At 71.3% G+C, this 13,164-nt stretch carries 11 protein-coding genes; 8 read left to right on the forward strand and 3 right to left on the reverse strand.

Features of this window, described 5'->3' with window-relative positions; genetic code table 11:
- Positions 1-3: 3 nt before the first annotated feature.
- Genes kdpA through CG719_RS04825 form a run of 4 tightly spaced genes read left to right on the forward strand, consistent with a single transcriptional unit; the run spans position 4 to position 6,030 of the window.
- Positions 4-1,665 carry a potassium-transporting ATPase subunit KdpA gene (kdpA, locus tag CG719_RS04810; RefSeq protein WP_100567232.1) on the forward strand — a complete coding sequence of 554 codons (1,662 nt, stop codon included), beginning with the start codon at positions 4-6 and terminating at the stop codon, positions 1,663-1,665.
- A complete protein-coding gene (gene kdpB, locus CG719_RS04815; RefSeq protein WP_100567233.1) occupies positions 1,665-3,788 on the forward strand; it encodes a potassium-transporting ATPase subunit KdpB in 2,124 nt (707 codons plus the stop codon). The genes kdpA and kdpB overlap by 1 nt, the downstream gene beginning before the upstream one ends.
- 5 nt (positions 3,789-3,793) lie before the next feature.
- Positions 3,794-4,426 carry a potassium-transporting ATPase subunit KdpC gene (gene kdpC, locus CG719_RS04820; RefSeq protein WP_100567234.1) on the forward strand — a complete coding sequence of 211 codons (633 nt, stop codon included), beginning with the start codon at positions 3,794-3,796 and terminating at the stop codon, positions 4,424-4,426.
- Between the two features lie 59 nt (positions 4,427-4,485).
- Positions 4,486-6,030: a glycoside hydrolase family 43 protein gene (locus CG719_RS04825; RefSeq protein ID WP_100567235.1), complete on the forward strand. Its 1,545-nt coding sequence runs from the start codon at positions 4,486-4,488 to the stop codon at positions 6,028-6,030.
- Positions 6,031-6,199: 169 nt separating this feature from the next.
- Here CG719_RS04825 and CG719_RS04830 read toward each other — a convergent pair whose 3' ends face one another.
- Complete coding sequence (locus tag CG719_RS04830; RefSeq protein WP_100567236.1) at positions 6,200-6,406, reverse strand: DUF5999 family protein; 207 nt, start codon at positions 6,404-6,406, stop codon at positions 6,200-6,202.
- 392 nt (positions 6,407-6,798) lie between these two features.
- Entirely contained in the window at positions 6,799-7,383 is a 585-nt protein-coding gene (locus tag CG719_RS04835; RefSeq protein ID WP_100567237.1) for a hypothetical protein, read from the reverse strand.
- A gap of 561 nt (positions 7,384-7,944) precedes the next feature.
- On the opposite strand from CG719_RS04835, the gene CG719_RS04840 reads away from it, so the two are divergent.
- Positions 7,945-9,462 (forward strand): glutamate-cysteine ligase family protein, encoded by a 1,518-nt coding sequence (locus CG719_RS04840; protein WP_100567238.1) that lies wholly within the window; start codon positions 7,945-7,947, stop codon positions 9,460-9,462.
- Between the two features lie 425 nt (positions 9,463-9,887).
- Positions 9,888-10,688: a CPBP family intramembrane glutamic endopeptidase gene (locus tag CG719_RS04850; protein WP_100567239.1), complete on the forward strand. Its 801-nt coding sequence runs from the start codon at positions 9,888-9,890 to the stop codon at positions 10,686-10,688.
- Between the two features lie 71 nt (positions 10,689-10,759).
- Here CG719_RS04850 and CG719_RS04855 read toward each other — a convergent pair whose 3' ends face one another.
- Positions 10,760-11,569, reverse strand: a complete 810-nt coding sequence (locus CG719_RS04855; RefSeq protein WP_100567240.1) for a PhzF family phenazine biosynthesis protein — start codon at positions 11,567-11,569, stop codon at positions 10,760-10,762.
- Positions 11,570-11,731: 162 nt separating this feature from the next.
- On the opposite strand from CG719_RS04855, the gene CG719_RS04860 reads away from it, so the two are divergent.
- On the forward strand, positions 11,732-12,346 hold the full coding sequence (locus CG719_RS04860; protein WP_100567241.1) for a PadR family transcriptional regulator: 615 nt from the start codon (positions 11,732-11,734) through the stop codon (positions 12,344-12,346).
- 242 nt (positions 12,347-12,588) lie between these two features.
- Positions 12,589-13,149 (forward strand): peptidase, encoded by a 561-nt coding sequence (locus CG719_RS04865; protein ID WP_100567589.1) that lies wholly within the window; start codon positions 12,589-12,591, stop codon positions 13,147-13,149.
- Positions 13,150-13,164 lie beyond the last annotated feature (15 nt).

Raw genomic sequence — 13,164 nt, forward strand, 5'->3', positions numbered from 1 at the left:
GTCATGAGTCCCGTACTCGCCGGAGTGCTCCAGCTGCTCGCTCTCATGGCCGCACTGGCACTCGCCTATGTTCCGCTCGGCACCTACATGGCCGGCGTCTACCGCGGGCGGCGCCATCTGCGGCTCGAGAGATGGATCTACCGGGCCACCGGCGCCGATCCGGACGCGGAGATGCGCTGGCCCGCGTACATCCGCGCCGTGCTGGCCTTCTCCCTGGCCGGTGTCCTCTTCCTCTACCTGCTCCAGCGGATCCAGGGCGTGCTGCCGCTCTCGCTCGGCTTCCGCTCCGTCGCCCCCGCCCAGGCCTTCAACACCGCCGCGTCCTTCGTCACCAACACCAACTGGCAGTCCTACGCCGGCGAGCAGACCATGGGCCACGTGGTGCAGACCGCCGGTCTGGCCGTGCAGAACTTCGTCTCGGCGGCCGTCGGCATGGCCGTGGCCGTCGCCCTGGTCCGCGGCTTCGCCAGGTCCCGCACCGGTGAACTCGGCAACTTCTGGGCCGACCTGGTGCGCGGCACCGTGCGCGTCCTCCTCCCGCTGGCCGCGGTCGCCGCGATCGTCCTGGTGGCCTGCGGGGTGATCCAGAACTTCTCCGGGATCCACGAGGTCGGCCAGTTCTTCGGCGGCAGGCAGCAGTGGAACGGCGGGGCGGTGGCCTCCCAGGAGGCCATCAAGGAACTGGGCACCAACGGCGGCGGCTACTTCAACGCCAACAGCGCCCACCCCTTCGAGAACCCGACCCCGTTCTCCAACCTCTTCGAGATCTTCCTGATCCTGGTCATCCCCTTCGCGCTGACCCGGACGTTCGGCGTCATGGTCGGCTCGGTCCGGCAGGGCTACGCGATCCTTGCGGCGATGGCCACCATCTGGCTCGCCTTCGTCGCCCTGCTGATGTGGACCGAGTTCGCCCACCACGAGGGCGCGCTGCGGATCGCGGGCGGCGCGATGGAGGGCAAGGAGGTCCGGTTCGGCATCGGCGCCTCCTCGATCTTCGCGGCGTCGACCACGCTCACCTCGACCGGCGCCGTCGACGCCGCGCACTCCTCGCTCACCGGGTTCGGCGGCGGTATCGCGATGCTCGGCATGATGCTCGGCGAGATCGCGCCCGGCGGTGTCGGCTCCGGCCTGTACGGCATCCTGATCATGGCCGTCATCGCGGTCTTCATCGCCGGTCTGATGGTCGGGCGCACCCCCGAGTACCTGGGCAAGAAGATCGGCTCCCGGGAGATCAAGCTGGCCGCCGTCTACATCCTGATCACCCCGGCGCTGGTCCTGGTGTTCAGCGCCTTCTCGATGGCCCTGCCGACCCCGCCGCACTCGGCGCTCAACCCCGGCGCGCACGGGTTCTCCGAAGTGCTCTACGCCTATACCTCGGCCGCCAACAACAACGGCTCCGCCTTCGCCGGCCTGAACGCGAACACCGACTGGTTCAACACCACGACCGGGCTCGCCATGCTGCTCGGCCGCTTCCTGCCGATGGTGTTCGTCCTCGCCCTGGCCGGCTCCCTGGGCGCACAGCAGCCGGTGCCGGTCACCGCGGGCACCCTGCGCACCGAGAAGCCGCTGTTCACCGGCATGTTGGTGGGCGCCGTCCTGATCGTCGTCGGTCTGACGTACTTCCCGGCCCTCGCACTGGGCCCGCTCGCCGAGGGGCTGGCGTGATGACCACCTCCACACAGAACCACGAGGACTCCATGTCCGCACTCACCAGGGCCCGGGCACCCCACAGCGACGTGCCCACCGGGCGCCCGTCCGGCAGGAGCCGGGTCGGTGCCGGTCTCTTCGACGCCCGGCAACTGGTCAGGTCGCTGCCCGACGCCCTCCGCAAGCTCGATCCGCGGGTGATGGTCAAGTCACCGGTGATGTTCGTGGTGTGGATCGGCTCGCTGCTGACCACCGCCTTCTCCCTCACCCGGCCGGCCGACTGGTTCGGCTGGGCGATCAGCGCCTGGCTGTGGCTGACCGTAGTCTTCGCCAACCTCGCCGAGGCGGTCGCCGAGGGCCGCGGCAAGGCGCAGGCGGAGACCCTGCGCCGGGCCAAGACCGACACCGTCGCGCACCGGGTGGACGGCACCGAGGTCCCCGGCACCGAGCTGCGCATCGGCGACCTCGTCGTGTGCGAGGCGGGCGACGTCATCCCCGGCGACGGGGACGTCGTCGAGGGCGTCGCCTCCGTCGACGAGTCAGCCATCACCGGGGAGTCGGCGCCGGTGATCCGCGAGTCCGGCGGCGACCGGTCCGCCGTGACCGGCGGGACCAAGGTCCTGTCCGACCGTATCGTCGTCAAGATCACCACCAAGCCGGGCGAGACCTTCATCGACCGGATGATCGGCCTCGTCGAGGGCGCCGCACGGCAGAAGACGCCCAACGAGATCGCGCTGAACATCCTGCTCGCCTCGCTGACGATCGTCTTCCTCCTCGCCTGCGCCACACTTCCGCCGTTCGCCGACTACGCGGGCACGCACCTGACCATGGTCGTGCTGGTCGCACTGCTGGTCTGCCTCATCCCGACGACGATCGGCGCCCTGCTGTCGGCCATCGGCATCGCCGGCATGGACCGGCTGGTCCAGCGCAACGTGCTGGCGATGTCGGGGCGGGCGGTGGAGGCCGCCGGCGACGTGTCCACGCTGCTGCTGGACAAGACCGGCACCATCACCCTCGGCAACCGCCGGGCCTCGGAGTTCGTCCCCGTGCGCGGTACCACCGCCGCCGAGCTGGCGGACGCCGCCCAGCTCTCCTCGCTGGCCGACGAGACCCCCGAGGGCCGTTCCGTGGTGGTGCTCGCCAAGGAGAGGTACGGGCTGCGCGAGCGGCACCAGGGCGAACTCGCCGGGGCCGAGTGGATCGCGTTCACCGCCCAGACCCGGATGTCCGGCGTGGACGTGGACGGCCGCAGGATCCGCAAGGGCGCGACGGGATCCGTCATCGCCTGGGTCCAGGAGCGGGACGGGCGGATCGCCGAGGACACCGACCGCCTCTCGAAGGAGATCTCCGCGGCCGGCGGCACACCGCTGCTGGTCGCCGCCGAGGACCAGGACGGCGCCCGGGTCCTCGGCGTCATCCACCTCAAGGACGTGGTCAAGGACGGTATGCGCGAACGCTTCGCCGAACTGCGCCGGATGGGCATCAAGACCGTCATGATCACGGGCGACAACCCGCTGACCGCCCGGGCGATCGCGGACGAGGCCGGTGTCGACGACTTCCTCGCCGAGGCCACGCCCGAGGACAAGATGGCGCTGATCAGGCGTGAGCAGAGCGGCGGCAAGCTGGTCGCGATGACCGGCGACGGCACCAACGACGCGCCCGCGCTGGCCCAGGCAGACGTCGGTGTGGCCATGAACACCGGTACGTCGGCCGCCAAGGAGGCCGGCAACATGGTCGACCTCGACTCCGACCCGACCAAGCTGATCGAGATCGTCGAGATCGGCAAGCAGCTCCTGATCACCCGCGGCGCGCTCACGACGTTCTCCATCGCCAACGACGTGGCGAAGTACTTCGCGATCATCCCGGCCCTGTTCGCCGCGGTCTACCCGGGCCTGGACAAGCTGAACATCATGCGGCTGTCCTCGCCCGACTCGGCGATCCTGTCCGCGGTCGTCTTCAACGCGCTGGTCATCATCGCGCTGGTGCCGCTCGCCCTGCGGGGTGTGCGCTACCGGCCGACGAGCGCGGACCGGATGCTCCGCCGCAACCTCGCCGTCTACGGCCTCGGCGGGCTGATCGCGCCCTTCATCGGCATCAAGCTCATCGACCTGCTCATCTCCCTGATTCCCGGGATCGGCTGACGCACATGAACCAGTCCCTTGTGAACACCGGCCGTCAACTGGCGGCGGGCCTGCGGGCGCTGCTCGCGCTGACCCTGCTCACCGGTGTCGTCTACCCGCTCGTCGTCACGGGCGTGGCCCAGGCCTTCCTCGGGCACCGGGCCAATGGCTCGGAGGCCGAGGAGGGCGGCAGGGTCGTCGGCTCCTCCCTGATCGGGCAACAGCACTACGGCCTCGACTACTTCCAGCCGCGCCCGGCCGCCGGGCTGAGCGCGAACACCGTGAACACGCAGTACAAGCTGCTCGTCTCCGGCGCCACCAACCTCGCCGCGAACAACCCGAAGCTGGTACAGGCGGTCGAGCGGGCACGGGCCGAGGTCGTCAGGGTCAACTCCACGTCCGGCTACAAGGTGAAGCCCTCCCAGGTCCCGGCCGACGCCGTGACCTCCTCGGGTTCCGGCCTGGACCCGGACATCTCCCCGGCCTACGCGCTGCTCCAGGCGCACCGGGTGGCGGAACGCAACCACCTGCCCGTCGCGCGGGTCGAGCACCTGGTGCGGGAGCAGACGGAGAGCCGCACCCTCGGCTTCATCGGCGAGCCGCGGGTGAACGTCCTCCAACTCAACGTCGCCCTCAGGGAGCTGACCACAGGTCACTGACGTTCCGTCCGCGTCCTCTTGTCCGCTTCCGGAGCCGCACCTACAGTGCGGCCGTGCGGATGTACGAGAACCCCGTCATCGGAGGCTTCCACCCCGACCCCAGCGTGTGCCGGGTCGGCGAGGACCACTACCTGGTGTGCTCCAGCTTCGAGTACTTCCCAGGGGTCCCGCTGTTCCACAGCCGCGACCTGGTGCACTGGCGGCAGATCGGCAACGTGCTGGACCGGCCGGGCCAGTTGGAGCTGCCGGACGGCCTCCCGGCCTCCGCCGGCATCTACGCCCCGACCATCCGCCACCACGACGGCCGCTTCCACGTGATCACCACCAATGTCGCGGCCGGGGGCACCTTCCTGGTCAGCGCCGAGGATCCGCGGGGGCCCTGGTCGGACCCGGTCTGGATCGACCTGCCCGGGATCGACCCCGACCTCGCCTGGGACGAGGACGGCTCCTGCTGGTGCGCCGTCGCGGGGGTGTCGGTGGCCCGGATCGACCCGGTGACCGGCAAGGTCCTGGAGGGTCCGCTGCCCGCGTGGTCGGGTACGGGGCTTCAGCACCCGGAGGCGCCGCACCTGTACCGGATCGGCGCCTGGTGGTACCTCCTGCTGGCCGAGGGCGGCACCGGGCACGGCCACGGCGTCTCGATCGCCCGCGCCCGCTCCCCGCGCGGCCCCTGGGAGCCCGCGCCGGACAACCCGGTCCTCTCCCACCGAGGCACCGACCAGCCCGTCCAGTGCACGGGCCACGCCGACCTGGTGCAGGCGGCCGACGGCACCTGGTGGATGGTGCTGCTCGGCACCCGGCCCGGTGGCTGGTTCCCGGAGTTCCACGTGCTCGGCCGGGAGACCTTCCTGACCCCGGTGGAGTGGGTGGACGGCTGGCCGCGGGTCGGCCCGGTGCGCGAGCGGCATCCGGCGCCCGCGGCCTGGCACCCCCTGCCGCCGGAGCCCGGGCGGGACGACTTCGACGCGACGTCCCTGGCGCCGCTCTGGATCTCCCCGCGCAGCAGACCGGAGGGTTCCTGGTCGCTGAGCGAGCGTCCCGGCCGGCTGACCCTCCACGCGACCGGCGACAGCCTCGACCGGCCCGGCCACACCTTCGTGGGACGCCGTCAGCAGCACCCGGACTGCCGGGTGGCGGCGCGTGTCGAGGCGGTCTCCGGCCGGGCCGGCCTGTCCGTCAGGCTGGACGAGGCGCACCACTACGACGTGGAGATCGGTGGGGGAGTGGTGGGCGTGGTCGCCCGGATCGGGCCGCTGCGGCAGCGGATCGCGGAGCATCCGGTGCCGCCCGGACCGCTCACCCTCGTCGTGGACATCCGCACGGACGACGTGCCCCCGCCCACGGTCACGGTCCCGGACCTGTCGGCCACCGGCGCCGCGGCGGCGACCGGGGTACGAGCGGCCGGCCCGGACGTGATCGCGTTCTCGATCGAGGGCCCGGAGGGCACGCGGACGCTGGCCGAACTCGACGGGCGCTACCTGTCCACCCAGGTCGCGGCCGGCTTCACCGGGCGGGTGATCGGCATGTACGCCACCGAGGGCAGCGCCGCCTTCGACTGGTTCGACTACCGGCCGCGGCACCCGCGCCGTGCTGTTGAGGGCTGACCCGGCGTCGTGCTGCGGTTGGTAACGGTGTGAACCCGGACGGCCACCGTGTCACAGGGAGGACACCGGGAGTGGCCGTGCCCGGACACGCGTCGGGGCCGGTTCGCGCGGGTGCGCGCCGGCCCCTGGTGATCCGCGGGCGGTTCACGAAATCCGCCCGGTCGCAGCACTAGGCGGCGGTCACCACCCGGTCGGCGCCCAGCGGGCGGTGCGGCGCGATGATCTGGCCGTCCGGCAGGAGCTCACCGGTGTCCTCGAAGAGCAGGACGCCGTTGCACAGCAGGCTCCAGCCCTGCTCCGGGTGGTGCGCCACGAGACGGGCGGATTCCCGGTCGGCGGAGTCGGCTGACGGGCACGGTGGCTGGTGCTGGCACATTGAGGGGTTCTTTCGCTCTGTCGTGTGATCGCTGTCGGCTGTCGTGCGTGTCCCGCGGCTGATGGTGTTCTCCACGGCCGCCCCCCGTCGAGTCGGTCCGAAACCAGTGTTCCCCCACGGGCCTGATTCCGCAGGGATTTCGCAGCACCGCTTCTCACCGGTTGGAGACGCGTCACACGCACGAGCGGTTCACCCCGGCCGCACCGCCTCTTGGGATGGTTCGCACTGGCCGGATGGGGCTAGTCCGATGGGACCCCCGGTCGCGAACGCGGTCGTGCGAGCGGGTTCCGCCCGCTGCGAGCGTATGTGCGGCCGGATGGCTGAAACGGCGTCGTACCCCGCCGCCGGGGATCTCCGGCAGCGGGGTACGGCGCCGATCGGCGGGCGGGAGGTCAGGCGGGGGAGCCCATGAGCCGGATCGGAGTCACCCGGTGGGTGAGGACCGGGAGCAGGTCGGCGACCCGGTGCGGAAGGTGGGCCGCGATACCGGGCGGGGCCGGCGCGAGCGGCACGAGCAGGTCGGTGGCGGCCGGGTGGCCGGTGGTGCCGTCGTCGGAGAGGTCGCCGTGCAGCCACAAGGTGAGCATGTACAGGCTGGGTATGGACAGCAGACGCGGCTGGTAGGGCTGGCCCAGGGTCTCCGCCTGGCGCAGCGCGCGCTCGGTGGAGGTGACGTAGGGGCCCTCGAAGAAGTGCGAGAAGGTCCAGCCGTCAGGGGTCAGCACGGTCTCGGCCGCGGCCACCGCGTGGTCGCCGCAGCGGATGAGGAAGCGCCACCCGGCCAGCCTGGTCGCGGTGATGCCCTCGGGGGTGATCCGGTCCAGGACGTGCACCGGCAGGGGAAGCTCGGGGGTCGCGGGTTCCTGGGCGGAGCGAAGCGCGGGGGATCCGGCATCGCGGACCGCGGTGGGTGAATCGAGTGCCGTGAGAACGGAGCGCAGGGCGGGCGCGGGAGCCGGGGGGACATGCAGCGGCATGGTGGGTCGCCTCTCATTCGACAGGCACGGTGGCGCGAGGGCGGGCTGGGTGCGGACGGCGTTGTCAGCTCTCAGGGCAGGAGGAGGCTGGGGCCGGGCTCGGGCGAGCGAGGGGTGTGGGGCGTGGCCTGCCTCACGGGCTCCTGACAGGGTTCAGGGCTGTGGGTGCCAACTTCTGCCGTGGAGCAGAGTTTATACGACAAATGTTCAGATGGTGTTTCGCCTAGCTGTTTTCGATGTGAACGGCAAGAGCCTATTCGGTCGGAGTCAATCGGGAATCATCCCTGCTCCGCGTCAGCCGTATCGCGATGACCTCGGGTTGTGCCCGCATGGCGGTCGGCCTGATCTTGTCGGCGTTTTTCACGAGTTTCATGGGGTACTCGAATCTGCTGGTTGCCGCATGCCCCGTGAATGTGCCTCCGGTCACACGGACCAGAGTAGTCGGTGCGAGGCGGTAGCGGGACGTTATCGATCGCGTTGGCGGGGCATCATCCAACCTGACCACCTGACCGGGACCCCGGCGGCCGGATCTTCGGCCGCCCTGCGAGGAGGGACGCTGCGATGGGGGAGAAGGTCGTCGCGGGCCAGCTGGAGCTGTCGGACCGCAACCGCTACCGCGACAAGCTGCGGCGGTGCCTGACCGGGTTGGAGCGGTTGCTGGACGAGACGAGGTTCGACCGGCCGAAGAACCTCATGGGGCTGGAGATCGAATTGAATCTCGTCGGCCCCGACGGCATGCCGAAAATGCTGAATGCGCAAGTTCTCGAGCGCATCGCGAGTCGTGACTTCCAAACAGAACTCGCCATGTTCAATCTGGAAGTCAACATCGCCCCACACCGCTTGGGCGACCGGGTATTCGACCAGCTCGCCGAGGAGCTGCGGACGTCACTGGCATATGCCGACCGAAAAGCCGGCGAGGTGGACGCCGGAATAGCGATGATCGGCATTCTGCCCACCCTCGGCCGGGACGACCTGGTCTCCTCCAATCTCTCCGACGTCGACCGTTACGTGCTGCTGAACGATCAGATCGTGGCGGCCCGGGGAGAGGAGTTCACCCTCGACATCGACGGCGTGGAGCATCTCACCTGCACCTCGAAGTCCATCGCGCCCGAGGCCGCCTGCACCTCCGTGCAACTGCACCTCCAGGTCACCCCGGGCCGCTTCGCGGACGTGTGGAACGCGGCTCAGGCGGCCTGCGCCGCGCAGATAGCAGTCGGCGCCAACTCGCCGTTCCTCTTCGGGCGCGAGCTGTGGCGGGAGTCGCGGCCGCCGCTGTTCCAGCAGTCCACCGACACCCGCCCGCCCGAGCTCCAGGCCCAGGGCGTGCGGCCGCGCACCTGGTTCGGCGAACGGTGGATCTCCTCGGCGTACGACCTCTTCGAGGAGAACCTGCGTTACTTCCCGGCACTGCTGCCGATCTGCGACGGCGAGGACCCCCTCGACGTGCTGGACGCGGGCGGCGTCCCCAAGCTGGCCGAGCTGGTCCTGCACAACGGCACCATCTACCGCTGGAACCGCCCCGTCTACGACGTCGCGGACGGAGTGCCGCACCTGCGCGTGGAGAACCGGGTGCTGCCCGCCGGACCCACGGTCACCGACGTGATCGCCAACGCGGCCTTCTACTACGGGCTCGTGCGCGCCCTCGCCGACGAGCCCCGACCGGTGTGGACCCGGCTGCCCTTCGAGGCTGCGGCCGCCAACTTCGACGCCGCCTGCCGGCACGGCATCGACGCCCGGTTCACCTGGCCCCGGCGCGGGCGCCACTCCGGCACGGCCGAGGTCGACGCCGTCACGCTCGTCCGCGACGAACTGCTCCCGCTCGCCGAGGCCGGACTGACCGCCTGGGGCGTGGAGCGCGCCGACCGGGACCTGTACCTGGGCGTGATCGAGGAGCGGTGCCGGCGCCGGACCAACGGCGCGGAGTGGCAGGCCGCCACCTTCCACCGGGCCCTGGAGCAGGGGGTCGGCCGGGAGGCCGCCCTGGCCGCCACCACCCGGCGCTACCGCGAGCTGACGAAGCTCGGCGAGCCGGCCCACACCTGGCCGATCGGCCTGCCCGAACCGGTTCCGGCAGGTTAGGGCCTCTCGTTTGGATCACGCCGGGCTCGCGGGGTCTGGCACCGTGCCTCGCGGCGTTGTCGTCGGTTGGCAGGGCTCCGCCCTGCCGCCCTCCTCCACCTTGCGATGCTCCCCCACTGCCTGAACGGCGTGGGAGGTGCCCCCAGCACCAGACCCCGCTCCCTGATCCGGCCTGATCCAAACGAAAGACCCTATGGCCCGCCCTGCGGCGACCGCGGATCCGCTGTGCCTGGATCCGCGGAGGCCCGGCCTGTCGTGCCGCCTCGCCGTAGGCGGGGGGCACTCGTGCCCGCGCGGAAGGGATCGGGCAAGCTGTGACGTCCCACGACGGTGGCGCCGCGCGTGCGCACCCGTGCCGGAATCCGGCCGTACCCGTGCGGCGGGGTGGCGCGCCCCGTGACGGGACGACCGAACTGGAGGCAGGTGTGCTGGCGGATTCACAGCCGGTGGGCGACTCGCAACCACTGGAGCCACCGTCGCGGCGGATCCTGCGCGACGAGACGCTGCTCGTCCTCGGGCTCTCGCTCGGGGCGAGCGGGGTGTCCGCGCTGATCAGCTTTGTCGGTTCGGTCACCAAGCCCGGTGGACTCAAGGACCAGGCCGCCACCCTCAACGCCTCCGCCGCCCCGGGCCGCCCCTGGCTCGACCTCGCCTGGCAGTTGTTCGGGATCGCCACCGCCCTGATCCCCGTGGCCCTCGTCGCCCATTTCCTGCTGCGCGAGGGGCGCAGCCTGCGCACGCTCGGCTTCGACCGCACCCGCCCCTGGCCGGACCTCGGCCGCGGGGCACTGGTCGCGGCGGTGATCGGCAGCACCGGGATCGCCTTCTATCTGGCCGCCCGCGCGTTCGGCTTCAACCTCACCGTGGTGCCCGAGGCGCTGCCCGCCGTGTGGTGGAAGTTCCCGGTGCTGATTTTGTCCGCGCTGCAGAACGCCGTCCTCGAAGAGGTCATCGTCGTCGGCTATCTGCTGCGCCGGCTCGGGCAGTTGGGCTGGACCCCGGGGACCGCGCTGGTGGCCAGTTCCGTACTGCGCGGCTCGTACCACCTCTACCAGGGCGTCGGCGGCTTCGTCGGCAACCTGGTGATGGGTGTGGTCTTCGTCTGGCTGTACCGGCGGTGGGGCAGGGTCGGCCCGCTCGTCGTGGCGCACTCCCTGCTCGACATCGGCGCGTTCGTGGGCTACGCCCTGCTGGCCGGGAAGGTGGGCTGGCTGCCGACGGCGTGAGCGGCAGGGACAGATTGCCAGGGGGCGTACGACACGGTCGTACGCCCCCTCGGTTTTCCTGGACAAGTTTCCTAGACGAGCAGGTCGCCCTCGATGACGGTGACGGCGTGGCCGGTGAGAAGGGTGCGGTCGCCGCGCAGTTCCGTGCGTACGAGGCCGGAGCGGGCGGAGGCCTGGAGTCCGGTGAGGTCGGTGCGGCCGAGGCGTTCGGACCAGTAGGGGGCCAGGGCCGTGTGGGCGCTGCCGGTGACCGGGTCCTCGTCGATGCCGACGTTGGGGAAGAAACAGCGGGAGACGAAGTCGTAGCCCCGGGAGGGGTCCTCGGCGCGGGCGGTGGCGATGATGCCGCGCGCCGAGTAGGCGGCGAGGGCCTTGTGGTCGGGGGCGAGGCCGCGGACGGTCTTCTCGTCGGCGAGCTCCACGATCAGGTCGCCGACGTTCACCCCGGTGTCGTAGGCGGTGCGGGGTTCGGCGCCGAGGGCCCCGGCGACCCCGTCGGGGACGTCGACCGCGGTGAGCGGGGCGGTCGGGAAGTCCAGGGTGATCGCACCGTCGCCGGCCGGGCTCGCGATGAGCACTCCGCTGCGGGTGGCGAAGCGTACCGGTCCCTCGTGGGCACCCGTGGTGCGCAGGACATGGGCGGTGGCCAGGGTGGCGTGACCGCACATCGCGACCTCGGTGGCGGGCGTGAACCAGCGCAGTGCCCAGTCGGCCTCGCCGCCCTCGGGCAGCCGGTGGGCGAACGCCGTCTCGGCGTGGTTGACCTCCAGCGCCACCTTCTGAAGCCAGTCGTCACCGGGAAAGGCGTCCAGCAGCAGCACCCCCGCGGGGTTGCCGGCGAAGGGGCGGTCGGTGAACGCGTCGACGATTCGGATTCGCATGCCCCGACCGTACGGCCTCCTGCGAACGGCGGACCAAGGCCAGTCCGGGGCCGGCGGCCTCGGGACAGGGAACGTCGCAGTTCGGAGGGGCTGGCCAAACGAACTATTCCGATATATCGTTGAAGCATCGCGACGGATCAACGATGGAATGGAGTGGTTGCGATGCGTACCCACGGATACGAGCACGGGCACCGGCAGGGCGGTCCTCGGCGTGACCGCGGCGGCTTCGAGGAGCGCCGGGCGGCCTTCGGGCCCTTCGGGCCGGGCGGACCGGGGTTCGGCCCCGGTTTCGGCCCGGGGCACTGGGGTGGGCGAGGGCGCGGCGGACCGCGTGGCCGGGCCCGGCGCGGTGACGTACGGGCCTCGATCCTGGCCCTGCTGAAGGACCGGCCCATGCACGGTTACGAGATGATCCAGGAGATCGCCGAGCGCAGCGGCGGCGCGTGGAAGCCCAGCCCCGGCTCGGTCTACCCCACCCTCCAGCTGCTGGAGGACGAGGGTCTGATCGTCAGCGAGAGCGAGGGCGGCAAGAAGCTGTTCTCGCTCACCGAGGCGGGCCGTACCGCGGCCGACGAGGGGCCGGACGCGCCCTGGGAGGAGGCCTCGCGCGGTGTCGACTGGGAGGCCCTCGGTGAGATCCGGCAGGCCGGCTTCGGCCTGATGGAGGCCTTCGGCCAGGTGTGGAAGACCGGCAGCAAGGAGCAGCGCGACAAGGCGCTCGGCGTCATCAACGAGGCCCGCAAGAAGCTGTACCTCATCCTCGCCGACGAGGACTGACGGCCGACGAGGAACGGCGGTCGACGAAGACCGCGGTCGGCAACGGGACCCGGGAGCCCTCCCTGTCGGGGGGTGACCGGGTCCCGCGTGTCTGTGCGCTTCCCGGGGAGCCGCTGTGGGGGTGCGTCCCGATCTCATCCGTAAGGAGGAGATTTCATCTCCTCGGGTCCACTTCCCGTGGGACGCCGAAATGCTTCCCGCCGGGGATGACCGGAGCCGGAGAGGCTGGTGAGCTGGACGATGTGCAATCCAGTGTTCCCCGGCAGCCGCCCTCCGGGCAGGACGCCCTCCGTCCGGACGACGACGCCAGGCTCAGTGCCGAACTGGCGGCGGTGGTCGCCGGTGCCCGCAGGAGGGCGGTCCGGGACGGGGACCGGCAGACCGACACCGCCCACCTGCTGCACACGCTCCTGGAGTCCGACCCCGAGGTGCGCGCCGTGTTCGACGGACCGCGGATCGCCCGGCTGCTCGGCTACCTGGTGCAGCGCAGCATCGGATACGGCCTGCGCTGGCAGGGCGCGGTCGAGGACTCGGGCGCCCTGCCCGTGGTGACGGAGGCCGGCGGCCTCTCGCCGGCGGCCTCCGCCGCCCTGGAGCACGCCTGCGAGCGCGCCGCCCGGCGCGGCGACGACCTGGCGCGCGGCATGGACCTGCTGGCGGGGATCGTCGCGGACCCGCGGGCGCGCGGCGTCGAGGTGCTCACCGGTGCCGCGATCGATGCGCGGGAGCTGGCCGCGCGGCTGGACAACGATGCCAAGGAGTGTCCGGGGGAGTACGCGACGGACGGCGGGCCCGTCCGCTGAGACGGATGGTTCCAG

This window comes from Streptomyces sp. CB01373, assembly GCF_002803075.1.
Lineage (GTDB): Bacteria > Actinomycetota > Actinomycetes > Streptomycetales > Streptomycetaceae > Streptomyces.

Excerpts from the sequence above, each read along its gene's own strand:
- kdpA (WP_100567232.1), top strand. The coding sequence starts at position 4 with ATGAGTCCCGTACTCGCCGGAGTGCTCCAGCTGCTCGCTCTCATGGCC.
- kdpB (WP_100567233.1), top strand. The coding sequence starts at position 1,665 with ATGACCACCTCCACACAGAACCACGAGGACTCCATGTCCGCACTCACC.
- kdpC (WP_100567234.1), top strand. The coding sequence starts at position 3,794 with ATGAACCAGTCCCTTGTGAACACCGGCCGTCAACTGGCGGCGGGCCTG.
- CG719_RS04825 (WP_100567235.1), top strand. The coding sequence starts at position 4,486 with ATGTACGAGAACCCCGTCATCGGAGGCTTCCACCCCGACCCCAGCGTG.
- CG719_RS04830 (WP_100567236.1), bottom strand. The coding sequence starts at position 6,406 with ATGTGCCAGCACCAGCCACCGTGCCCGTCAGCCGACTCCGCCGACCGG.
- CG719_RS04835 (WP_100567237.1), bottom strand. The coding sequence starts at position 7,383 with ATGCCGCTGCATGTCCCCCCGGCTCCCGCGCCCGCCCTGCGCTCCGTT.
- CG719_RS04840 (WP_100567238.1), top strand. The coding sequence starts at position 7,945 with ATGGGGGAGAAGGTCGTCGCGGGCCAGCTGGAGCTGTCGGACCGCAAC.
- CG719_RS04855 (WP_100567240.1), bottom strand. The coding sequence starts at position 11,569 with ATGCGAATCCGAATCGTCGACGCGTTCACCGACCGCCCCTTCGCCGGC.
- CG719_RS04860 (WP_100567241.1), top strand. The coding sequence starts at position 11,732 with ATGCGTACCCACGGATACGAGCACGGGCACCGGCAGGGCGGTCCTCGG.